We start from the raw sequence: 22,632 nt of genomic DNA on the forward strand, positions 1-22,632 counted from the left end.
GGCAATTGATAATCCGGCTACTTATTACCACATCCGGAGAGCTCTTTCAATGTAAAAGGGCGCTTTCCGGCTGCGGCGTGTGACGCGATTAATTGATTATTTACTTGAATACATGGCTATTATGTGGTGCAAGCAAGGCTCGATTTTCCGTTTTTTCATTACGATCATGAGTTCCGACATTAGATTAGATGCCTTGCAGTACCATTCCCATCCCCGCCCCGGCAAGGTGGAAACGCTGCCCTGCAAGCCCTGCTTTTCGCAACGGGATTTGACGCTTGCCTATTCCCCGGGCGTAGCCGAACCCTGCCTCCGCATCAAGGAGGATCCTTCCCAGAGCGCCCTGTACACAGGACGCTCCAACCTGGTGGGCGTAGTGACCAACGGCACCGCCGTTCTGGGCCTGGGCAACATCGGTCCGGATGCGGCCAAGCCGGTGATGGAAGGCAAGGGCGTTCTGTTCAAGGTGTTCGCGGACATTGACGTTTTTGACATTGAATTGAACGTCAAGGAGCCGGAAAAGCTGATCGAGGTTATCAAGACCATGGAGCCCACCTTCGGAGCCATCAACCTGGAAGACATCAAGGCCCCGGAATGCTTCATGGTGGAGGAACGCCTCCGCGAGGAAATGAACATCCCCGTGTTCCATGACGACCAGCACGGAACGGCCGTCATCTCCGGCGCCGCCCTGCTGAACGCCGCAGAACTGACGGGACGCAAGCTGGAAGACATGAAGGTGGTCGTCGTAGGGGCTGGGGCCGCGGGCATTTCCTGCGCCAAGTTTTACATGACGCTGGGCGTCCGCCGCGAACATATCTACATGTTTGACTCCAAGGGGCTGATTCATACCGGGCGCATCGACCTGCACGCCACGAAGGCCCAGTTCTCCCAGTCGGAGGACTGCTCACTGGATGAAGCCCTCACCGGGGCGGACGTGTTCCTGGGGCTTTCCACCAAGGGGCTGCTCACGCAGGACATGGTGAAGCTCATGGCTCCTTCCCCCATCATCTTCGCCTGCGCTAATCCGGATCCGGAAATTACGTACCAGGACGCCAAGAAGGCGCGCCCGGACTGCATCATGGGTTCCGGCCGTTCCGACTGGCCCAACCAGGTGAACAACGTCTCCTGCTTCCCCTTCATTTTCCGCGCCGCCCTGGACGTGCACGCTTCCGTCATCAATGAACAGATGAAGATTGCCGCCGCCCGGGCGTTGGCGGATCTGGCGAAGGAACCCGTTCCGCAGGAGGTGGTTGACCTGTACGGGGGCGCTCCCCTCAGCTTCGGCATCGATTACGTGATTCCCAAGCCCATCGATCCCCGCATCATTGAATGGGAATGCCCGGCAGTGGCCCAGGCGGCCATGATTTCCGGCGTGGCCCAGTCCCCCATCCGGGACATGGAGGCTTACACGCTTGAACTGCGCAAGCGCATTGCCGCCGCCCGGGAGCGCGTTTCCGGCGTAGTGCGCAGTTATTTGTAAACGGCTCCGGCGTAAAGCCGGAAAATCCATGCCGCCGTGGTACGCGCCCGGCGGCTGCATTTGGCCGGGGGAGGTCCGTTCCCCCGGCTTTTTATGCCGGGTAGCGGTGAGGCGGTGTTGAGCTCTTCATTTGGAAAGAGGCCTTCAGGGGGGGAACGCCTCCGGCCTCTGCCGCTTCCGGATGAATAGGCGGTTGAAGGACGCACTGGCTTTTCCAATGTTCGTTCGTCGGCTCTCCGTTTTTTCAGTTGCCGCAAGGGGTTGCGGCTCTCCATCCGGCTGATGGGAGGGAGGGGGGCGTTGGGCGGAACGGTTCAGTGCTTAGCCAGCGCGTTTCTGACCTGTTCCGTCTGTTCCCGGTCCGGGATGAGTTCCGCGAGAACCTGGCTGTTTTCCTCCAGGGCGTCAAGCTGGTCGAAGTCTTCCGCCGTCCGGATAACCAAGTAGCGCATGCCCCATTGTTCCGCAATGGCCTTGAAGGAGTAGGCGTGGGGCTGCACAAGCAGGTTACGCATGGCTTCCGAATGGCTGGCCGCTCCGGGCAGGGCGCGGAAGATGCCGCCCCCGCCGTTGTTGATGACGCCGAGCACGCGGGTTCCCGTGTCCAGCTGGGAGAGGAGGGCCAGGGCGTTGGAATCGTACATGGCGGTCAGGTCTCCCACGAGGGCCCAGGAACGGGAACACCGGGCGGAGACCCCCAGAAAGCCGGAGATTTGCCCGTCAATGCCGTTGGCCCCGCGGTTGGCGCGGACGTTTTCCGTGGGGACGGCCATCTGGGCGAAGCTGTTCCAGTACCGCACGGGCATGGAGTTGCCCAGGTAAATGCAGTCGCCGTCCGCGGCAAAGCAGGAGAAGGCGCGCACCATGGCCTGCTCGCTGTCCGGGCAGGTGATGAGCAGTTCCTCCATCAGGGCCTTCCTGCGCTTGTTCATGGCGCGCAGGCCGTTGACGTCCCCCACGGGGTCCACGTCGCCCAGAGCGTGCAGAATGGCTTCCAGGTCTCCGGTGACGACGGCGGAGGGCCGGGCCAGCCCGGAGAATCCGGTGCGGGTGACGGAGAAGACTTCCGTGGAAGGGATGTCCTCCAGGTCGCGCCAGAAGCGGGCCACGGGCACGTCCCCTATTCTGAGCAGGATGGCGGGCGGGTTTTCCCTCAGCAGGGCGTCCGCATCCGTCAGGGCCAGATGGGCCAGTTCCTCCCGGAGGCCGGAGGTGGCGTCCGCCACCACGGGGGCTTTCAGTTCATTCGCGAGCCACAGGGCAGGGGCCTGCTCCGTGGGGTCCAGTCCGCCGAGCATGACCACCAGCCCGCCGCGCGATTTGAAGCGCAGGGCTTGGGCCAGTTCCGCCAGGGAACCGCGGAATTCGCTGTCTTCCGGCGGTTCCGCCGGGTAAAGGTCGCAGTTGCCGGGATTCCAGGCGGGGTCCGGGTCCGGCAGGCAGACGTTGATGTGCAGGGGGGAGGCGTAATCCCAGTCTTCCAGAATGTCTTCCGGCAGGCTGTCCGGCGTTTCCAGATCAATCGTGGGCGCGTAAATGCCGAACAGGTCCGCCTGTTCGATGGCCTGCGGAGCGGCGGAGCCGCGGTAGTCCGCCGGGCGGTCCGCGGTGAGCAGGAGCAGGGGCCGGCGCTCATAGTACGCCTCCACTACGGCGGGGAGCAGTTCCGCCGCCGCCGTGCCGGACGTGGTGACCACGGCCACGGGAAGCCCCATGTCCTGAATGCGGCCCAGCGCGAAGAAGGCGGCGGACCGTTCGTCAAAGTGGGTCCATTTCACCAGGTCCTCCGCGGCGGCCAGCACCTGGAGCAGCGCCATGTTGCGCGCGCCGGGGCAGACCACCCATTCACAGATGCCGCCCAGACAGCACTGGGCCAGCAGGGATTTGACGAAGGATGCGGAGGCACTCACGGGAATCAGCCTTGTTTTTTGGCCGTCCTGGCCGCTTTTTCAGCCAGCTTGGCCTTTTCCTCTTCCGAGAGAATGCGGGGGAAGACGGGGGCCGGATCATTGATGCGGTGCCCTGCGGGAAGGATTCCCCAGGCCAGCGTATCCGGCGTGCGGCCCCGGAACAGGTCCGCGGCGTTGAGCTGGTCCAGGATGCGGGCGGAAGCGTCCGGCAGGACGCAGCCGATGAGGTAGCCCGTCTGGGCGCAGCATTCCAGCAGGTGGCGCAGCACGCAGCGGAGGCGCGGCGCGGCGGCCTCATCCTTGGCAAGCTGCCAGGGCTGCTGCTGTTCAATATACGCGTTGCAGGCGGAAACCTGGGCGTTCAGGGCCGCCAGGGCGTCGGAGACCATGTTGTCGTCCATGTATTTGGAGAACAGGGTGACGGCCTGGTCCATGGTGACGCGCAGGGCCTTGGAGGCTTCGTCATCGTATTCCTCCGCACCGGAGATGACGGAATCGCAGTAGCGGCGCGTCATGTTGATGGAACGGTTGCACAGGTTGCCGAGGTCATTGGCCAGCTCCGTGTTGTACAGCATGACCAGGCGGTCCGCGTCAAAGTTGGCGTCCTTTCCGGTGGTGATGTCTCGCACCAGGTAATAGCGCACGGGTTCCGGGCCGAACTGTTCCGCCAGCAGGTTGGGGTCCACCACGTTGCCGATGGACTTGGACATTTTTTCCCCGTTGATGTTCCACCAGCCGTGGACGAGCAGGGTGGGCATTTCCTCGTCGGAGAAGCCCATGGCATGCAGCATGGCGGGCCAGTACACGCCGTGGGCGGGCACCAGGATGTCCTTGCCGATCACTTCGCAGTCCGCGGGCCAGAGCTTGGAGAATTCCGGCAGTTCGCTGTCCGGTTCCGCCAGGTAACCGGCGAAGGAGACGTAGTTGATGAGAGCGTCAAACCAGACGTAAGTCACGAATTCCGGGTCAAACGGAAGTTCTATTCCCCAGGAAAGGCGGCTCTTGGGGCGGGAAATGCAGAGGTCCGAGTCAAAGTCAATGGCATTGAGCACCTCCGCCTTGCGGAAGGCCGGAAGAACGAAGCCGCTGCTCTTTTCCACGAACTTCTTCATCCACTCCACATGGTCGGTCAGGCGGAAGTACCAGTTTTCTTCCTCCAGTTCCACCACTTCCCCCCATTCCGGGCCGAAGCTGCCTTCCGCGTCCCTCTCCTTGTCCGTCAGGAATTGTTCCTGGCGCACGGAGTAGAATCCCTTGTAGGATTTTTTGTAAAGCTGCCCCCTGTCCTTCAGGTTCGTCAGGATTTTCTGCACGCAGGCCTTGTGGCGCGGATCCGTGGTGGAGGCCCACCCGTCATTGCTGATGCCCAGGCGTTCCCACAGGGCCAGGAATTTGGCCGTGATGTTGTCCACATGCACCTGCGGCGTAATGCCCAGTTTTTCCGCCGTCTGCTGTACTTTTTGCCCATGCTGGTCCACCCCGGTCAGGAAATAGACTTCCTCCCCCTTCATCCGGTGCCAGCGCGCGAGAACGTCCGCAAGGACTTTTTCATAGGCGTGCCCGATGTGGGGCGGTCCGTTGGTGTAGTCAATGGCCGTGGTGATATAGTACATGCGGGGAACGATACTCCTTTCCTTCCGTTTTGCAAGCAAAGTCACTCCCTGCCAGTGTTCGGGGAGTGAAGACCGGCGTTTGCCCTCACACCGCCGGGAGCGCGCATGCCGATGCGGCTGCTGAAAAGAAAATGAACGCAGGAGAACGAATATTAAGAGAGCTTCCTTGAATAGCGGCCTTTGGCCGTGCATTTTAATGCCACAGAGGCCGGCGGTGCTCCCCGGAGGTTTTTCCCGGACAACCCCGGAAAGGGGTGTTTAGCCGTCCTGTTCTTTCAGCGGTGTTTCTCCCAGACGCCGGCGGTGACCGGCTGGGAATCTGGTGAACCGCAAGTGCGTAAAGTTCATGTGATCGCTTTATCCCTGGTTTGTTTGCCTGTCGAACGTCCCATCATGATACAGCAAAGGGAAGCGTGAACGCTTCCCTTTGCTGAAATGGACCGGACCTTACGGCCTTGAAGCATTTTTGTCAGAAACCGCGCTCCCGGTAGGCCGCTTCCAGCTGGTTGAGCGCCCGTTCCAGGATGGAGCGCGGGCAGCCCGCGTTCAGGCGCATGAAGCCTTCCCCTTCCTTGCCGAAGATGGATCCGTCATTCAGGGCCAGGCGCGCTCCGTCCACAAAGAATTCCGCCAGTTCCTTCTGAGGCAGGTTCAGTTCCCGGCAGTCCAGGAAAACCAGGTAGGAGGCGTCCGGAAGCATGGCCTTGATTTTAGGCATGCGGCGGCGCAGTTCCCGGTCAATGTAGCGGATGTTTTCCTGGATGTAGTCCAGTGCCTGCTTGAGCCATTCCTCCCCTTCCGGGCCGGAGTAGGCGCTGATGAGCCCTTCGTAGGCAAAGACATGGCCTTCCGCCAGTTCCCTGCCGCTGACGAAGCTCTGGTATTTTCCGAAGAGGGCCGGATTCTGGCAGATCAGGTAGGAGCTTCCCAGTCCGGGCACGTTGAAGGCCTTGCTGGGCGCCATGTACGTGACGGAGTTCATGCGCGCCTGTTCGGAGACGGTGGCGAATACGGTGTGCCTGTGGCCGGGAAGGGCCAGGTCCGCATGGATTTCGTCAGAGACGACCAGCGTGCCGCTTTCCGCGCAGATTTCCGCCACGCGGCGCAGTTCCTCCGGGCTCCACACGCGGCCGCCGGGGTTGTGGGGGTTGCACAGGATGAACATGCGGCAGCCGCGCACGGCCTCCCGCATGTGGTCAACGTCCATGCGGTAGCGCCCATTTTCCAGAAGGAGGGGGTTGTTCACGATTTCCCGTCCGTTTTCCCGGATAATCATGGCAAAGGGATGGTACACCGGAGGCTGGATCATGATTTTATCCCCCGGTTCCGTGAAGCACTGGATGGCGCTGGAAATGCCGGGAACAATGCCCGGGGCAAAGCCGATTTCCGAGGCGCGCACCTCCCAGCCGTGGCGGCGGCCCACCCAGTTCCGGATGGCGTCAAAGAAGGCGCGGGGCTTGACGGTATAGCCCAGTATTTCATGTTCGCAGCGGCGGCGGATGGCCTCCATGATGAAGGGGGGCGTTTTGAAGTCCATGTCCGCCACCCACAGGGGGATCAGGTCATCCCGGCCCCAGCGGGGCAGCAGGGCTTCATATTTCAGGGCGCCGGTGCCGCGGCGGTCGATTATTTCGTCAAAGTCGTACTGCATGGAATGGTCTGTCTGCGCGGGCAAAGGTCAGGAAAGCGGGGTAACGCCCTTTTTCAGGATGATGTTGCCGTATTTGGCGGTTTCACCGGTAATGACGACGGCATAGGCCTTTTTGGCGCGTTCATAGAAGGCGTAGCGCTCCATTTGTTCAATGTCCCCGTCATAGTTCAGCGCCTTGCGGTATTTGGCCTCCACCGCCGGGTCCAGGGAGTCTCCCGGCACCGGGGCCATCATGATGACGGGCGTGGCGTAGGCGTCCAGTTCAAAGAGGGGGATGACGGCGCCCAGCAGGGCGTCCGCCCCCAGTCCGTCCGCCCTCAGCACCGTGGGGTTGAAGGTGTGGCCGGGAAAGTGGGCGTCGGAAAAGACGATTTCATCGCCATGCCCCATTTCCGCAAGAATTTTCAGCAGGGAAGGGCTGATGAGGGGAGAGATGTTTTTTAACATGGTCCGCAGTATAGCACCTTCCCGCGTTCCGGTACTACCATAAAAGTTGAAGGAGCGCGGATGATTCTCCCTCAGCCGTTAACGGCATGAAAGCATTTACGGATGCATTCTTCCATTTCAGGCATCTGCTGTTCCATGCTTTCCACCAGCTTGAGCTGGGTGCGCGCCCGATGCAGGTTGTGGCGCTCCCTTTCCGTTTTAAAGTAGACGTCCCCTTCCAGGTAGTCCGTCAGGAAACGGATGCCGGTTTCCAGCGTGATGAGCAGGCCGGAAAAGGCGAGTTTGGAGATTTCCTGCGGTGTGATGAAGTCTTTGACGGCATCCAGGTAGCCCTTGACGACGGCTTCAAACATGGGCATGCGCAGGTAGGTTTTGTCCAGGTCTTCCTCATCTTCCGCCGCAGGAGAGGTCATGGTGCGCACCATGTCCCCGAAGTCGTACAGGATGCTGCCGGGCATGACGGTGTCCAGGTCAATGACGCAGACGGCCTTGTCCGTTTCCCTGTCCAGCATCACGTTGTTGATCTTGGTGTCGTTGTGGACGATTCTGACGGGGAGTTCCCCGCGCTCCTGAAGGTCCAGCAGCACGTCCACGTACCGTTCGCGGCGGCGGATGAAGTCCAGCTCCCTCCGGCAGGAGTCCAAACGCCCGCGGGAGTCCCTGGCAGCCGCTTTCTGCAACCGGTCAAAGCGCTTGCGGGTGTGGTGGAAGAACGGGATGGTTTCATGGATGTCCTCCGGGTTCATGTCGCACAGGAGCTGCTGGAAGGCGCCGAAGGCGCGGGCGGCCTCATACGCCTGGCGCGGATGTTCCGCCACGTCAAACGTGTGTGTGCTTTCAATGCAGTTGTAGCAGCGCCAGAAGCCGGAACCGGGGATTTCCAGGTACTTGCGGCCTCCACGGGCGGAGTACAGGTTCAGCGTCTGGCGGAAGGGCGTTTTCAGCACCCGGAGCATCTTCCAGCGGATGTGGTTGGTTACCTTTTCCACGTTGTGCATGACGTCCCTGGGGCACGGGAAAACGGCGTCATTCACGCGCTGGAAGATGTAGCGGTCCGTGGTGCCGTCCATTTTCCGGTAGGTGGCCCGGAAGGTCATGTTGATATGGCCGCTGTTGATGGTGTCGCAATGGAGGAATTCTCCGGCGATGGCGAAGGCGTCGCCCAGGGCGGCAACCTGTTCCTGGAGGGAATCAGTATGGAAAACGGCGGACAGTGGCATGAGCGGGGAAGGGAAAGGCTCCCGGCGCATGCGGGGAAGTGCCGGGAGCCGCGGGAGTAGGGATTGAAGGGCTTAGAAGGAGTAGGTGAGCCCCAGCCCCGCCACGAACGTGAAGTTACGGTAAATTCTGGCGGGGATTCTGGAGGGGAAGCGGTCGGAAGGACCGCGGTAGTTGCCCGCCATGCCTCCGTTGCCCAGCCAGACGGTACTGACGAAGGGGGTAAGGACCAGGCGGTCCACCGCCTTGAAGGGCACGGCCACGGTCACGGAAATGCCCTGGGTTCCGTTGGCGTTGAGGGAGTCCCTGTCAAAGTAGCCGGCGGAGGCGTTCCAGGTTCCCGCTACAATCAGGGAGGAAGACGGGTTGAAGTCATATTTGTAGCCCAGCGTGTTGGTGAACCACCAGCCGGACATCCAGCGGAAGGTGTATTGCACGCGGCAGTCCCAGAAGAAGTTTTCCAGTCCTTTCCCGAAGTCGTGGTGGATGTCCAGTACAAAGCTGTGTTCTTCGGAACGGCTGTGTTCAAACGCCGGGAAGTCGCTGGAGGTCTGGCCCAGATGGACGTTCATCAGGCCCGGCAGGCCGCCGTTGACGAACTGGTAGCCCAGGGAGGCCATCGTATAGTCGCTGAATTTGCGGCTGACGCCCAGCAGGGCCGTTGCCTCGTCGGAAATGCCCGTGCTGTTGTGCGTCAGGTCATTCTGGGTCAGCCACTGGTATTTCACGCCGGCCAGGATGGAGTATTTTTTGTTGAGGTCGTAAGCGCCTATGGCTTCCACGGGAACCACATGGTCGCTGCCGGACTGCTGGAAAGCCAGTCCGCGGCTGACGTACTTGGTAGCGTAGCCCGTTCCCAGCAGGGCGGAAAACGGACGGGACGCGTCATAAGTGGAATTCAGTGCCCGGAGGGGAATTTGAATATCGGCGGAAGCCATTCCTGAGAGAGCGAAGGCCGCCGTGCATGCCGCAGCGGTAATAGTTGTATATTGCATGGTTTGCCGACATAGTAATGGCGCCGTTCAATTCCGCAAGACAATCTTTATAAATTCGAAAGAATTTTCAGTTAAATTACAGCGGGAAGTTATAATGGAATAAGCCGGAGAATCCATTCCTTCAATTTTAACAGGGTTCCTTCCAATTTAAGGGACAGTTCGCGGATGTGCAGCAGCCGGAACAGGCCGCTCCGCACGTAGTCGATCAGGGAGCAGGCGAGGTAGATGCCCAGGCTGGCTCCCAGCGCCCCGGCGGCCGTGAAGTACCAGGGGCAGGCCTGCAATTCCGCAAACCGCGCCTTGATGATGTTTTGCCAGATGAGGGGATTGTTATGGATGAGGTAAACGGCAAAGGAAAGCGGGGCGAAGAAGGAAATGAGGCGGATGGCGGTTCCGCTGCTGATGCGCATGCGCGCGCAGGCCATGAGCAGGAAGAAGGAGGACAGGCAGCAGAACGGCGCCGTATAAGAGACAAAGAGTTTTTCCGCAATGCCCGGATTGAGGGGAAGATACCCCAACGCGATTACTCCGGCGGTGGGGAGGATGCAGCACAGGACGTAGTAAAGCGCGGGCCGCTTTAACGTGCTCCAGAGCTGGAAGTGCCCCAGGCAGCCGCCGACGACGTACAGGCAGACCAGCCAGATGGTGCTGTAGCCGCCCTGGCTGAGCCAGTTCCCGTAGCCGGATATGGTGGAAAAGAGGGAGAAGACAATCAGGACCAGCAGGCAGAGCCACCTGGCGGATTCCCTGCTGAGGGAACGGATGGCCGGATTAAGGAAGGGAATAAAGCAGAACAGGACGGCATAAGCCGTAAAGTACCAGTAGGCCAGGCGCAGCACGGGAAAGAATGCCTGGATCATTCCCTTAAAGCTTACACTGCCCGGCACGAGCCATTTAAATAAAAAGGTTATTCCAGCGGTGTAAAAGAAGACCTGAAACCATAAGTTGATAAAACGGGAAATCCGGTACGGCACATTGACGCCCACGTAGCCTGTGATAAGGGCAAAGCAGTTGACGGCGCAGTAGGCGCTGAGTTCAAGATACCAGGAGACGGCGTAATTGGGCGTTCCGAGGAAGCTGTTGTCCAGGTTGCCGCCCTCCCCCCATTTGAGCACATGAAGAAGGACGACGAAGAACATGGACAGGCACCGGAGAAGGTCAATGCCGTGATTTCTGGAATGGGCCGGGGCTGCCATGAGAAATGCCAAGGAAAAGGTGATGCTGCTGGGATCTTACGCCGGGACTGCCGCCATTGCCTGCAAACGCTTCATGATTTTATTTTTCTTCCTCAACGTTCTTCGCGGCTCCCTCCACGGCTCGCGCCATGAATTCCTCCAGCGTGAGGTTTTTCCGGACGGCGGCTTTCATGGCAAGATTGATGATCCGGTTTTTCAGGGGAACCGTGATGAGGGAAGATACCTCATTGGAGGCGGCCAGGGCTTCCTGGCCGTCCATGAACCGCTTGATGAGGATTTGGGCATGCCGGGAGAGCTTTTTTCTGACAAAGTAGTTGTCGATGGCGCTTCTGTTCATGCCAATGGCCGAAGCCAGCGTGGAGCGGCTGATATGATTTTCAGCCATCCAACGCCCCAGCTCCAGAATATCCACAAGAGGTTCTTCCATGTGGGGTACTTTGCTCATTGTAATGATGAATCAAAGATTTTGAGCGGAGTATGATTGATAATCGCTCAATGAATGTCCTTGTTGAACACAATAAAGGGTGGGTGCCATCAATGAGTGTTGTGGATTCCCCGGAGAGCCGGGTAATTTTTGGAGGGAGGCATGCGCCTTCCTTTCTTTTCTGGATACTTCATCCATTGGTCAGAAATGAATAAAAAATCATCGGCGGCGTTCTTGCCGCGGCCCGTAATCCTTGTTGATTCCGTTAGGGACATTCTCCATTCTCCGGAATCTTATTGCTTGAATTAAAGTTTCCTTGCCCTTTCTTAAATTCTGCCCTGCCGCATTTGCAGGGGCCGGAACTTGGCGAATGCATCCGGGACAGGCGGCCATGGAAGATAACAAGGCGGTCCCGGAGGGACATGGACGGACAGCGCATCAATTCATGGAGATGCATGCAGCCGAACGGATGAGGGCACATTCTTTTTCTGCGTAAGGAATGTGTTTTATCCCAGGCAGAAACTGGCGGAAGCTTCCCCCATGTGGCTTGGGCGGCATTTCTCCGGCTGTGACCGGGTATCCTTTCCCGGTGGACGGGGCGGATGTCTTTAATGGGTCTTTGCCCTTTAAGCCGACGGCTTTCCTGACGGCCGTTTAACATGGGCCAGATACGGCAGCAGGAAAGGGGTGAAACGTTTCAAGGCAAAATAGAACAGCACAATAGCCGTGAATGCCAGCAGCGGGGTGAACAGGGAGAAGGCACCAAATTTCATGGATGAAGGAAGGCATTCGTAAATGGGCAGGTGCAGCATGAACGTCAGAAAACAGGCGGGAGCCAGCAGGGCTATTCTGGCGGCAACGCCGGGCAGACGCTTTTCCATCCAGATGCCTGCGTACATAATCAGCATGACTCCCAGCAGCATGCCCGCGACCGTTTCCGTCCACAGGGAAAGGATTCCGGCGGAGTGCAGCAGAACCATCGCGGAGGAAACGAGAATGCTCACGCAGAAGACGACGCCGAATTTTTTGTTCAGCACCAGATGGATGTCGTCAATCCGGCGGGAACTGAGCACGACGCCCAGCAGGTAGAAGGCGCAGGACCCCACGGAGAGCGTCACCAGGGGATCGGGAGCCATGTTGCAGAAGGAGAAAAAGAGGAGCAGCGCGGGCAGCAGCAGTATTTTAATGCGGGCCAGCAGCGGCGTCAGCAGGGTAAGAATGATGATGTCCCGCAGAAACCAGGAGGGGCCGATGGGGGGAACGTCGGGGGACTCGCTCCCGAAGGAGAAGAGGTCCATGCCCGGCAGGAAGACGTCCCGGATGCCGGCCAGGTCCGCAAGCTGGAAGGAGCTGCCGGCAGGGAGGGAGAGAAGGAACAAGTACAGCACGTTCCAGATCATGTACGGGATGAACAGCCATAAAGCCCGGTCAACTGCCTTGTTCCAGGTGATGTTTCTTGCCAGAAAGTAGCCGGCCAGCACCAGGAAGAAGGGAACCCTGCCGTTGTAGAAGAGGTGGATGCCCGTTGTCTTGAGCAAGGGGGAGGACAGGTGCACGTACATGATCAGGAGCGCTGCAAGCACCCGCGACACGTCAATCCATGCGACACGTTTTTTAGGGATTTCCATGGGAAGGGAGTTTTTCTGCGGCATGAGCCGGATATTGAGTTGGCAGAGGGTTGAAGTTAATGAAGGGCGGAAGGTAGGGAACCGTCCGGGCGTCATGATCTGCGGATGCGGTGGTACGCCCGTGCCAGGAGTTTTCTTCCTTTTTTCCTGAGCCGCCCCCACCGGGACGGCGGTCTCCTGGTCAGTTTTTTCTCCGTCAGGCGGCTGTATTCTGCCAGGGTGGCATCCCTTTCCCCGGAGAACGCCTGCTGAAGCCATTCCCGGGATTGCGAGATTTTCTGTTCCAGCAGTTCATTGACGGGAGCGTAGTCCATCGTGAGCGGGACGTTCTCCGGCAGGGCTTCCGCGTCTTCGGGCAGCATGCGGTCCTGAAGCCGGAGAAGGTTCAGCAGGGAGTGGAAGCGCCCGGAGCCGCGCATGGGATTGTTGATGCACAAGAACGGCTTGTTGAAGATCAGGGCGAAGCAGACGCCGTGGAAGGAGTCTGTAATGAAAAACTCGCAGTGGAGGATGTTGCCGAGCCATTCATATAACGTGGCTTCCTTCATGGTATTGGGCAGGTTCAGCCTGCCGAGGTTGTCCACCTCCTTTTTCTGGATGTCCACCATGTTCAGCAGGGGGAGCCCGAGTTTGGAGGAGGCGTCCAGCAGGAGCTTCCTTTTTTCCGCCGCCGGGTCCAGGATGTAGGAGACGATGCGGCCTTTGCCCGCCGGAGGCGCCTGCCGTGCCAGCTCCTCCCAGCGTTCCCTGCCCAGCAGGAAGACGGGGTCCATCACCCAGGCGCTTTCACGCCCATAGTGCCGCTTGAGGTGCTCCACCATCGGTTTTTCCCGGACGGAAACGGCATCGAACCGTTTGAGCAGCATGGCCGTTTTTTTAAGATATTTCCCGGAAGGTTCCGTCAACTGCCCCATGGACGGCCCGTAGGCGATTTTCCGTTTCTCCCCCCTGGCGAAGTCCAGGAAGAAGAAGTGCCCCATGAAACCCTGGTTCCACACCTGGTCGGAGCCTACCATGAACGTGTCAAACTGGTCGTTTAAGTGGTAGGCGTAGTCCAGGGAGTGCAGCGGCGTTGTGGAAATGCGCTCCCGGACCAGGAATTTTCTGAATACCGTCGCAGGGTCTTTCTGCCGCTCCGTGAAGGAAAAATCAATCAGGGAAACGCTTTTTCCCATTTGCTCCAGCAGCCGGTAAAGGGCGAAGGAGGTGAGCACGGCTCCATAGTTGCACGTCATCCAGACGCCCAGCAGGCCCACCTCCGCCCGGGGCTTGAAGCGGGCCGTGTGCTGCGCCACCGCTTCCGTGAAGGGTTTCTGCCGGAGGTCCCGGAGGAAGTTCCGGCGCGCCAGCCGGGAGGGGAAGGCAGGCTGCCGCCGGATGCCCCTGTTGGTGTGTTTGACGGCCTGCCAGTTCTCCCGGTGCAGAAAGAGCTCCTTCCCGCATTGGTTTAAAAGTTCTTCCCCGCGGGGAGTGCTCGCCAGCAGCAGGGAGATTCCCCTGGAATCATCCCACTTGGGATGGAAGTATCCCGCGCCCCAGAAGTCGGCCAGGGTCAGGTCACTGGTGCGGGGGCCGGAAGCATGCGGGCAGTTGTAGCATGCTTCCCCCAGGCAGATGTCTGACAGGTACGCCTGCATGAAAAGGTCTTCCGTATAAATGCGCGCGCCGGAACCGGAGCCGTCCCGGTGGAATTTCATCACGGAGTAGTGGTTCCAGCCGTGGGTTTTGTCCCGGAAGTTGATGCAGCTTATCTGCCGGTCCGTGCTCCGTTCGTAATCCTGCCGGTACGCGTCAAAAAGGTTTTTGGAGGGTACGCCGTGGCAGGCGATGTCAATGATGAAGAGGCTGTCCCAGGGCTTTTTCAGACAGGCTCTCAGGGCCGCCGCCTGGCAGGGCGTGCCGGAAAACAGGACCGTTTTTCCCTCTTTCAGGTCCTTCTTGATGTCCCGGTAGGCGTGGCCGGGGTCCGCCTGAAGGTATTTGCTGCCGTTCAGGAGCTTGAGCTCCGGCAGGGAGTCCAGGCGCACATGGCGGACGGAAAGTTCCCCGTCCGTGTTCCACGCCACGCCGTAGACCACGCCTCCCTGTGCAAGAATATGCCGGGCCAGGATGGTGAATACGCCTCCGCTGGAGGAGTTCAGGCGCACGGCCTCGTCCAGCGCCCAGGCCGCGTATGCCCTGGGCTCGTCAAACGCCTGGGGGGACCGGGCGGGCGGATTCAGGTCCGGGCAGGTTTTGGTGCAGAGGCCGCAGTGGACGCACGCTTCCAGATTAACCGCGGGCGTTAAGAAGCCGGAGGGGCTCCAGTTCATGGAAATAGCGTCCCTGGGGCAGATGTTGGCGCAGGCGGAGCAGCCCGTGCACAGGGTGGAGAGCTCAGGCGGGGCATCAGTTTTTATCATGGCGGGAAGGAATCAGTTTTTGCAGGGGGCCGAGAAACATGTCCCGTTCATCCCGGTTGAGGTAGAAAAACCAGATGGTTCCCACGGCCAGGAGGCCGTAGCAGAAGGCGAAGGCCAGGAAGGAGAACCAGTTGTCCAGCGTTAGCAGGGCAACCGCTCCCAGCCCCGCCAGGATCATGACGGCGGAGGGCAGCAGCAGGGGCCCGTAGGTGCGGCGGAAGAAGAGCCTCATGTCCAGACCGGCGGTGCGGGCGTAGTAGCGGTTGATCATCAGCACCTGGCCGATGAACAGGGAAATGGCGGTGCCGATGAACATTCCGATGGTGCCGTAGTACAGGGAGATGAAGTAGCCCAGGATGACGCAGAGCAGGGAGGAGTAAAAGAGGATGATGGCCCTCCCCTTGTGGATGTTGAGGGCCTGGAGGATGGCGAGTCCCGTGTTTTGAGTCAGCGGAACCAGCAGGGGGAGCAGCACGATGACGGCCCCCACCCAGACCGTGCCTGTCTGGTCCCCGATGGTTTTCCCCACCCACAGGTGCAGGAAGTCGTGGCCGCAGCTGATGAAGGAAACCAGGATGACGCTCAGCAGGGCCAGTTGAAGGCGCCCCACCCGTATCATCATGCGGGTGAGCTGCTCCTTGGTGGAATCCAGGGCCACCATCTGCATGATTTTGGGGGCAATGACTCCGGAAATGGCGGTGGAAGCCGTCATGAAGTACTGGGAGAACGAGATTCCCAGCGTGAACAGGGTGACTGCCTGGGCCCCCGCCGTCCTTGCCAGGATGGGAGTGCCCGCCCGCCAGTAGAACAGGTCCATGAGTTGGTTCAGCAGAATCCAGAAGGAAAAGGTGAACATCTCCCGGTACAGCTTCCAGTCAGGCTTGCGGAAAATGATGCGCACGCCCAGGCAGCGGATGGTGTAATACGTTCCCCACGCCAGGCTGGCTACGCCGATGCCCACGCCCAGGACGGTGAGGGCGATCGCCTTGTACCCCCACACCAGGAGCAGAACCGTAAGAAGCGTATTGAAGAGGGAGAGTCCCAGGCTGACCAGCCCGGGAACGATGAATTTCATGTAGGACCCAGGCACGCAGGACAGCGGCCGCAGGGGGAAGGCCAGGATGATGTTGCCCAGCGTCAGCAGGTACAGGATTTTCAGGGTGTCAAGCTCCGGCCCGGACAGATTGGGGAACAGGGCGCCCAGGTTCACGTAGCAGATCATGCCCGCCGCGAAGGTGAGCAGCCCCAGGAAGGAGAACAGCATCATGGCCTGTCCCAGGAAATGGGCCTCCCGGTCGTTCTCCTTTTTCGCGTGATAGGTGGCGATGTATTTGTTGACGGTCACCCCCAGGCCGAAGTCCGTCAGGGACAGCCACGCAATCACGGAATTGCTGAGCATGAAAATGCCGTATTCATTTTCTCCCAGACTGGACAGGGTAAACGGGGTCAGAAAGAACTGCGTCGCCAGCCTGACGATGATGGATATGTAATTAATGCAGGCCCCCGTCTTGATTTCATTCATGTGGAATTTATTTCTTGTTGGCCAGCAGGTTCCCGAGCAGGTGCCCGTAATTTGATTTGAGGGAAAAGTAAAGTATCCGCGGCAGGTTGGCAAGCGTCACATATTTTTTTAAGGCGGAAAAAGCTTCTTTCCGTATGGCCTTTTCCCGGTCGGGGTAAAGGCTTTTTATTCTATCCGCAAGAAGTTTATAATTGGCATAGCAAAGCCTGAACAGGACCAGGAGGCTCCGGCTCCGCTGGAAATAGTTGCTGCTGTACGGGGAACGCCCGTCAATGCAGTTGCTCAGGTCCAGGATGGCGCGAAGGGCGTTCATGTAATCTTCCAGAGGCCTTTTCCGGTTGAAGAAATTGCTGGTAACCCCTGTTTCCCCGTCGGCGGAATATTGATAAAAAGGCTTGTTGATGACGGTTACGGAGCTGCAATGGCAGAAACATTGCGCCGTGAAATAAAGATCTTCCGCAAATTTGACGTTTTCCGGGAATTTAATTTTATTTTTAACCAGAATTTCCTTTTTATATATCTTGGCCCAGCAGGCCGGAATGTTGTTGTTTTCCACAAACGGTGTTCCCGCGTGGAAAACAGCCGTGGAATCCGGAGGCAGGGGACGGATGGAGGGGGACATGAAGCCCGTCCATTCCGCCGCGCAGGAAACGAGGCTTGCGCCGAAGACGACCATGTCCGCTGCGGTCTCCCGCATCGTTTCATGGCAGGCCTGGAGCGTTTCTGGGAGGAGCCGGTCGTCCGCGTCCACAAACGCCAGATGAGGGGCATGCGCCAGGCTTATCCCCAGGTTGCGCGCCGCGGACACTCCTTCATTCCGCTTGTGGATGACGCGGAAGCGCGCGTCCTTCCGGGCGTATTCATCCAGAATCGTGCCGCTGCCGTCCGTAGAGCCGTCGTCAATGCAGAGGCATTCCCAGTCCTCCAGGGTCTGTTTCCTGACGGAGTCCAGGCAGGCCGCAAGCTGCTTTTCATTCCGGTACACCGGGATGATGATGCTGAACAGGGGGATGTGCGCGTCCGGGGTCATGAAGGGAAAGTCAGGGGGGCGGCGGGTTCAACGGAAAGGGCGAGGGGGGAGTACATCTTCTTTTTGAGGAACAGGAACCTGCTCCAGCCCAGGGCATCGCATAATCTGGTGACTCCCAGGCAGGCCGCCAGCACCAGCGCCACGGACAGGGCGGCAAAGCAGATTCTGCTGGAATCAAAGGCCAGCACCGGTACCAGCGGCTTGCACAGGAGCGTGAAGGCGGGGGAAAAGATGACGATGGACAGGGAATTCCTGCCCAGGTAGGCGAACAGTTCCCGGATGGCCCTGCCTGCGGAATCGCAGGTTTTTACCAGAAAGCTGAGCGTGAGCATGCAGAGGCAGAGCCCCAGCATGCTGTCCCGGGCGGGGAGGGGGAAAAGGAGGCAGAGCGCGGCGGCGGGGACAGCCGCCCACAGGGTGGGGAAGAAGCATTTCAGGATGGGGAGCCCGGTCATCCGGAAGAAAGCCCCCAGGAGAAAGTAAGCGGCGTGAATCATTTGGAACGCCGGATTGAACCAGGAGACGGCGGCCAGGAGGGCGGCGCATACGACCAGCCGGGCCGGAGGGGACAGGCGGGGAATGCGGGAGACGGCGTAGTAAACGGGCAGGCACACGGCCAGCAGGTAGAGGTACCAGTACGTTCCGGCGGGGGCCAGCAGCAGCGCCTTCCAGAAGGCGGAGAACGCCGGGTCCAGCCGGTTGCTGGCGGGAACGGAGGCGGGCAGATGGGACAGGGCCAGGTAGTACAGCGATTCAAAGACCAGGTACGGCGCCAGAATGCCCAGCCACGTTTTCAGGAACTGGCCCGGAGTCTTGCCGGTATTGGCGAAGAAGCCGGAAAGGATGATGAAGCCGGACATGTGGAAGACGTACACGTACCGCGTGACGTCCAGGTAGTGCGTGGAGAACCAGGACAGGTGGAAAAGGACCATCAGGGTGATGAGAATTCCCTTGAGGTAGTCCACTTGCGGAATCCGGCCCCTGCCGGGCGCGGCTGCGGGCGGGGGAATGGCGCTGTCAATGGCTGCTTGCATGGCTGGAAAATGGGCGGCGGAAAAAAACGGTTGAGTGGCGCATGAGGCGTTAAAGATGCCTTGTTTTCAGCAGGAGATGGGCCATGCGGTACCTGCGTGCGGCCAGCAGGCGGCAGACCAGGTGGAAGTAGGGGCCGCACAGGCGCAGGTCAGCTCCGCGCGCGGCCAGTCCGCTGGAGAGGAAGTCCCGGAACACCGCCTTGCGGGCGGCGTAGGACTGCTGCTGGAGGGCGTGGAAGATCACGTTGATTTTTTGCAGGATGTAGCCTTTGACCACGGGAACGTCTTCCTGCGGGAGGGCCAGCGTGTCCGTCCACGCCAGGAATTTGGCTGCCAGCATGTCTATGTCCTGCACGAGGTTGAAGCGGCTGCGCTTGGCCGCGCCGTTTTCCTCCTCCCGCGCCCGGTAGTGGTAGAAGGCCCTTTTCACCAGGCTGATGCCCGGAGCGCAGGCGGAGAGGTAGTCCAGGACGAACTGGAAGTCCTCAAACACCACCGCGGAGGCGTTGAAGCGGATGCCGTTTTTTTCCAGAAGCTCCGTGCGGAACAGTTTGTTGCAGGAGGATTCCATGTCCAGGCTGGTCAGCAGGTAGCGCAGGAAGGCGCCCGTTTCTTCCGCGGGAATGTACTGGTCCCGGCTGGGCAGCGCGGTTTCCGTGCGGGTAAGGCGGCAGCCCGTGTGGAAGTCCTTGCTGATTCCGTAGCAGTGGAGCGCGGCTTCCGGCGTGCGGAGGGCGGCGTCATGAAGGCAGGCCAGCATGTCCGGCTCCACGGAGTCGTCCCCGTCCACGAAGGCGGTCCAGGTTCCCCGCGCCCGGGAAAGGCCCGCGTTGCGGGCGGCGCTCACGCCGCGGTTTTCCTGGTGGATGGCAGTGAAGCGCGCGTCCTTCCGGGCGTATTCGTCCAGAATGGCGCCGCTCCCGTCCGGAGAGCCGTCATTGATGCAGATGCATTCCCAGTCCGTCATGGCCTGGTTCCTGACGGAATCCAGGCAATCCCGGAGAAAGGGGCCGGAACGGTAAACGGGAATGATGATGGAAAAGAAGGGATTCATGGAAAAGCGGGAAGAAATGGGGGTCAGCGCGCCGTCTTGCCGGAGCCTTTTTTCTGTTTCTCAAATTGCCGGGCGTCCACGAGGGTCCTGTACCACCAACCCTGCATGAAATGCCACAAAAATCCTTCCCGTCCGTCCAGAAAACCCAGCTTGAGGAAGTAGCGGTAGCAGAAGTAGGCGAAGGAGCGCCAGAAGAGAGGCTGCCGGGCGTAGCGTTCCTTCATGGCGCGCTTCCTTTCCGCCTGCCCGTTGATGCCGGAGTCCGCCGCAGCGGAGGAAAGAATGTCTTCCAGGTCAGCCAGCTCCCGGGCGGAGTAGTCCACGTGCTTGTGCGCCCACCAGCCCAGTCCGTTCAGGTTCTCGTCCACGAAGTCGTGCTCGAATTCCACGGCGCGCCCGCGGCTGAGCTCCATGTGCTCGTCCATATGGCGCTGTTCGCATCTGGCCGCTCCGTAACGGAACAGGCGCAGCAGCTTGACCGGGTAAACGCCGTGCTTCATCCACCGGCCCAGGAAGATGTGCCTGCGCTTGTGGATGACTCCGGTGACGTCCGGGGGAAGGGCGGGCAATTTTTCCTTCAGTTCCTCCAGGGCTTCCGGCATGAACCACTCGTCCGCGTCCAGGCGCAGAACCCAGGCGGTGGTGATGGGGCAGTGGTCCAGCGCCCAGTTGAACTGCGGGGCGTAGAGGCCGGGCCATTCGTGCTGGAGGACCTGCACGTGGGGGTATTCCCGGCAGATGGCGGCGGTGTTGTCCGTGGAAAAGCAGTCGATGACGAAAACTTCTTTGGCCGCCGGGAGGATGTTCTCCAGGCAGCGGCGGATGTGAAGTTCCTCATTCTTGGCAAGGATGATGACGGAGAGGTCGAGCATGGTTCAGCGGAGCGTGCGTTGTTTGATGAACTTGGCCGGATTCCCGCCCACCACCGTCCATGGGGCCACGTCCCTGAAGACGGCGCTGCGGGCTCCCACCACGGCTCCCGTGCCTATTGTCACCCCCATGCCCACGAAGGCCTGCGCCGCCACCCAGGCCCGGTCTTCCACGGTGATGGGGGCGGTGACGAGGGCGTGGCCGGGGTCTGAAATGTCATGGGAGGCCGTGCAGAGGAAGGTTCCCTGGGAGATGACGGCGTGGCTGCCGATGGAGATGGGGGCCTTGTTGTAGATTTCCGTATCCGGGCCGATGCAGGCGTATTCCCCCATGGAGAGGTTCCACGGCGCCCATATCCTGCTGCTGGGGTACACGAGGGATACGAGCGGTATTTTTGCCCCGAACAGGCGCAGCAGCAGATTCCGGGGCACCTTCATGGCGTTGGTGGCCATCATCCGGAAGAGGGTCCGGTTGATGACGTACCAGACGTACCGTTTGAGGCGGTGGCTGAGGGAGTAGTGTTCCTGGTAACGGGACAGGTTCATGGCGGGAGGATGTCGTTTGAATGGTGAAAGGCGTTCAGGGCCGGGAGGCCGGGGCGGCGGAAGGTTCCGCGTCTGTTCTCATTCCGGTGGAGAAGGGGCGCAGGGGGCCGTCCGCGGATTCCCCTGCTTTCTGGAAATAGGCGGCCCGGAAGGCGGCTCCCTCTCCGCTGCCCCACAGCGGGGCGTTCCAGGGATGCTCCGGGTGGTGGAGGTGGCCCTCCCACAGACGCTGCATGTTGGCAAGCCGCGCGGATTCCGTGAAGGCGAGCGTGGGCGCGGCCTTGGCGAAGACGGAGAGGCTGGGCAGGGCCGCCAGCGCCAGATAGCAGACGCACCATGCGCGCCACGGGCGGGTGCCCACCGGCTCCGCAAAGATGCGGGTGAAAAGGAGGGCCAGGCAGAAGAAGCTGACGCTTGAGGCCTTGTAGCAGAACTCATTGTAGCCGCCCACGGAACCTATGTAAATGAAGTAGGTGAGGGTCAGAACGGCCAGCGCGGTCCAGAAGAGGTCGTCTTTTTTAAACCGGCGGAACAGGAGGACCGTCGGAGCGCCGACCGTCAGCAGCCAGGACCCGGCCAGCGCGCCCCAGAATTTCCAGCCGCCGTGCCGGAGCAGGTCAAAGGGGGAGTCCTCCCAGGTCAGGCGGATGCGGTTGTTCCCGTTGCTGCTCGTGAAGTAGATTCCGGCCAGCAGGACGAGCGCGCCGCCCGCCAGCACCGTCCAGGAGGAGAAGTACTGCCTGGCGGGGGTGTGGCGGACCAGCGCGCGGACGGCAATGAAGACCAGCAGGCCCAGCGAACCGATGGGGGAGGCCAGCAGGCACAGGGAGGCCAGGAAGAGCTGGTGCCGGGGCGGTATGTCCCAGGCAACCGCCATGGCGAGGAACAGCCACAGCAGCGTGGTGTGGTGGAAGGTGTAATGGAGCTGCATGGTGGGGGCCACGCCGCCGAAGAAGGCCAGCACCGTCAGGTAGAGTTCATGGGCCGTCTGCCCCTGCGGGTTGAATAAATGAACGCTCCATCTGACCACGCCGTCCAGCGGGCCCTGGAAGATGAGCAGGACCAGGAAGAGCAGGGTGGCCATGCGGAATTTGCCCCAGAGGACCGTGAGCGCCAGCGCCAGGCCCAGTTCAATCCAGGCGGTCAGGACATAGTTGGCGATGAAGACGTCCGACCAGGAGAAGCATTTGCATATCAGGGCCGGAGGCAGCCAGAAGGCGAGGTAGTAGATGAAGTGCCTGCCGTCCGCTTCCGCCAGCGGCCAGTCGCACCGGATGAGTGTTTCGTAAATGGGGTTGCGGACCACGAAGTCCGCGTGCTGGAGGGCCACCCCCGTTATTCCTCCCGCCAGCAGCCACAGGAGGGAGAGAAGAAGGGCGCAGAGGTAAACGGCCAGCTGCCGCCTGGTGAAGTGAAGCGTGGGGACCGGGAGCTTCACGCACAGCAGGACGGAAGCCGCCGCCACGGCCATGGCCGCCGGAACGGAGAACAGGGGCCTGACCCAGCCCAGCAGGAAGAGGATGGTGGGCAGAGCCATATAGGCCACGGCGCAGGAAGCCAGGAGCCTGCCGCTGATGGTGAACGCTGTGTCCGTGTTTTTCCGTGTCTGTTCCATG

General features: G+C 60.3%; 18 protein-coding genes. 1 reads left to right on the forward strand and 17 read right to left on the reverse strand.

Going from position 1 to position 22,632, the window contains the following annotated elements; all coding sequences use genetic code 11:
* Positions 1-166: 166 nt before the first annotated feature.
* On the forward strand, positions 167-1,477 hold the full coding sequence (locus tag QSJ36_RS07935) for a malic enzyme-like NAD(P)-binding protein (RefSeq protein WP_102727218.1): 1,311 nt from the start codon (positions 167-169) through the stop codon (positions 1,475-1,477).
* Positions 1,478-1,791: 314 nt separating this feature from the next.
* Here QSJ36_RS07935 and menD read toward each other — a convergent pair whose 3' ends face one another.
* The 17 genes from menD to QSJ36_RS08020 all read right to left on the reverse strand — a co-directional run bounded on the left by menD (position 1,792) and on the right by QSJ36_RS08020 (position 22,631).
* Positions 1,792-3,387 (reverse strand): 2-succinyl-5-enolpyruvyl-6-hydroxy-3-cyclohexene-1-carboxylic-acid synthase, encoded by a 1,596-nt coding sequence (gene menD, locus QSJ36_RS07940; RefSeq protein ID WP_180972940.1) that lies wholly within the window; start codon positions 3,385-3,387, stop codon positions 1,792-1,794.
* 5 nt (positions 3,388-3,392) lie between these two features.
* Positions 3,393-5,192 (reverse strand): class I tRNA ligase family protein, encoded by a 1,800-nt coding sequence (locus QSJ36_RS07945; protein ID WP_345783931.1) that lies wholly within the window; start codon positions 5,190-5,192, stop codon positions 3,393-3,395.
* 277 nt (positions 5,193-5,469) lie between these two features.
* The gene (locus tag QSJ36_RS07950) at positions 5,470-6,651 is read right to left on the reverse strand and encodes a MalY/PatB family protein (protein WP_102722497.1); all 1,182 of its coding nucleotides are present in this window, start codon (positions 6,649-6,651) and stop codon (positions 5,470-5,472) included.
* 27 nt (positions 6,652-6,678) lie between these two features.
* Positions 6,679-7,098 (reverse strand): L-fucose mutarotase, encoded by a 420-nt coding sequence (fucU, locus tag QSJ36_RS07955; protein ID WP_022397329.1) that lies wholly within the window; start codon positions 7,096-7,098, stop codon positions 6,679-6,681.
* Between the two features lie 71 nt (positions 7,099-7,169).
* Entirely contained in the window at positions 7,170-8,318 is a 1,149-nt protein-coding gene (locus tag QSJ36_RS07960) for an aminoglycoside phosphotransferase family protein (RefSeq protein ID WP_102731389.1), read from the reverse strand.
* Positions 8,319-8,390: 72 nt separating this feature from the next.
* Positions 8,391-9,311, reverse strand: coding sequence for a hypothetical protein (locus tag QSJ36_RS07965; protein WP_146019384.1), 921 nt, complete (start codon positions 9,309-9,311; stop codon positions 8,391-8,393).
* A gap of 89 nt (positions 9,312-9,400) precedes the next feature.
* Positions 9,401-10,507, reverse strand: a complete 1,107-nt coding sequence (locus tag QSJ36_RS07970; RefSeq protein ID WP_285468074.1) for an acyltransferase — start codon at positions 10,505-10,507, stop codon at positions 9,401-9,403.
* Between the two features lie 79 nt (positions 10,508-10,586).
* Positions 10,587-10,952 (reverse strand): hypothetical protein, encoded by a 366-nt coding sequence (locus tag QSJ36_RS07975; RefSeq protein WP_022397325.1) that lies wholly within the window; start codon positions 10,950-10,952, stop codon positions 10,587-10,589.
* 605 nt (positions 10,953-11,557) lie between these two features.
* Entirely contained in the window at positions 11,558-12,559 is a 1,002-nt protein-coding gene (locus QSJ36_RS07980) for an acyltransferase family protein (protein ID WP_285468076.1), read from the reverse strand.
* Positions 12,560-12,651: 92 nt separating this feature from the next.
* Positions 12,652-14,961, reverse strand: coding sequence for a polysaccharide pyruvyl transferase family protein (locus tag QSJ36_RS07985; protein ID WP_285468078.1), 2,310 nt, complete (start codon positions 14,959-14,961; stop codon positions 12,652-12,654).
* On the reverse strand, positions 14,948-16,483 hold the full coding sequence (locus QSJ36_RS07990; RefSeq protein ID WP_022397322.1) for an oligosaccharide flippase family protein: 1,536 nt from the start codon (positions 16,481-16,483) through the stop codon (positions 14,948-14,950). Before QSJ36_RS07990 ends, QSJ36_RS07985 begins: the two co-directional genes overlap by 14 nt.
* Positions 16,484-16,490: 7 nt before the next feature.
* On the reverse strand, positions 16,491-17,513 hold the full coding sequence (locus QSJ36_RS07995; protein WP_285468081.1) for a glycosyltransferase: 1,023 nt from the start codon (positions 17,511-17,513) through the stop codon (positions 16,491-16,493).
* Positions 17,510-18,547 carry an acyltransferase gene (locus QSJ36_RS08000; RefSeq protein WP_285468083.1) on the reverse strand — a complete coding sequence of 346 codons (1,038 nt, stop codon included), beginning with the start codon at positions 18,545-18,547 and terminating at the stop codon, positions 17,510-17,512. Before QSJ36_RS08000 ends, QSJ36_RS07995 begins: the two co-directional genes overlap by 4 nt.
* A 49-nt stretch (positions 18,548-18,596) precedes the next feature.
* A complete protein-coding gene (locus QSJ36_RS08005; protein ID WP_022397319.1) occupies positions 18,597-19,601 on the reverse strand; it encodes a glycosyltransferase in 1,005 nt (334 codons plus the stop codon).
* Between the two features lie 23 nt (positions 19,602-19,624).
* Complete coding sequence (locus QSJ36_RS08010; protein ID WP_022397318.1) at positions 19,625-20,473, reverse strand: glycosyltransferase family 2 protein; 849 nt, start codon at positions 20,471-20,473, stop codon at positions 19,625-19,627.
* A gap of 3 nt (positions 20,474-20,476) precedes the next feature.
* Entirely contained in the window at positions 20,477-21,016 is a 540-nt protein-coding gene (locus QSJ36_RS08015) for a putative colanic acid biosynthesis acetyltransferase (RefSeq protein WP_285468084.1), read from the reverse strand.
* A 34-nt stretch (positions 21,017-21,050) separates the two neighbouring features.
* On the reverse strand, positions 21,051-22,631 hold the full coding sequence (locus QSJ36_RS08020) for a hypothetical protein (RefSeq protein ID WP_285468086.1): 1,581 nt from the start codon (positions 22,629-22,631) through the stop codon (positions 21,051-21,053).
* Between the last annotated feature and the right edge of the window lies 1 nt (position 22,632).

The sequence above is a fragment of the Akkermansia sp. NBRC 115031 genome, from assembly GCF_030268505.1.
GTDB lineage: Bacteria > Verrucomicrobiota > Verrucomicrobiia > Verrucomicrobiales > Akkermansiaceae > Akkermansia > Akkermansia massiliensis.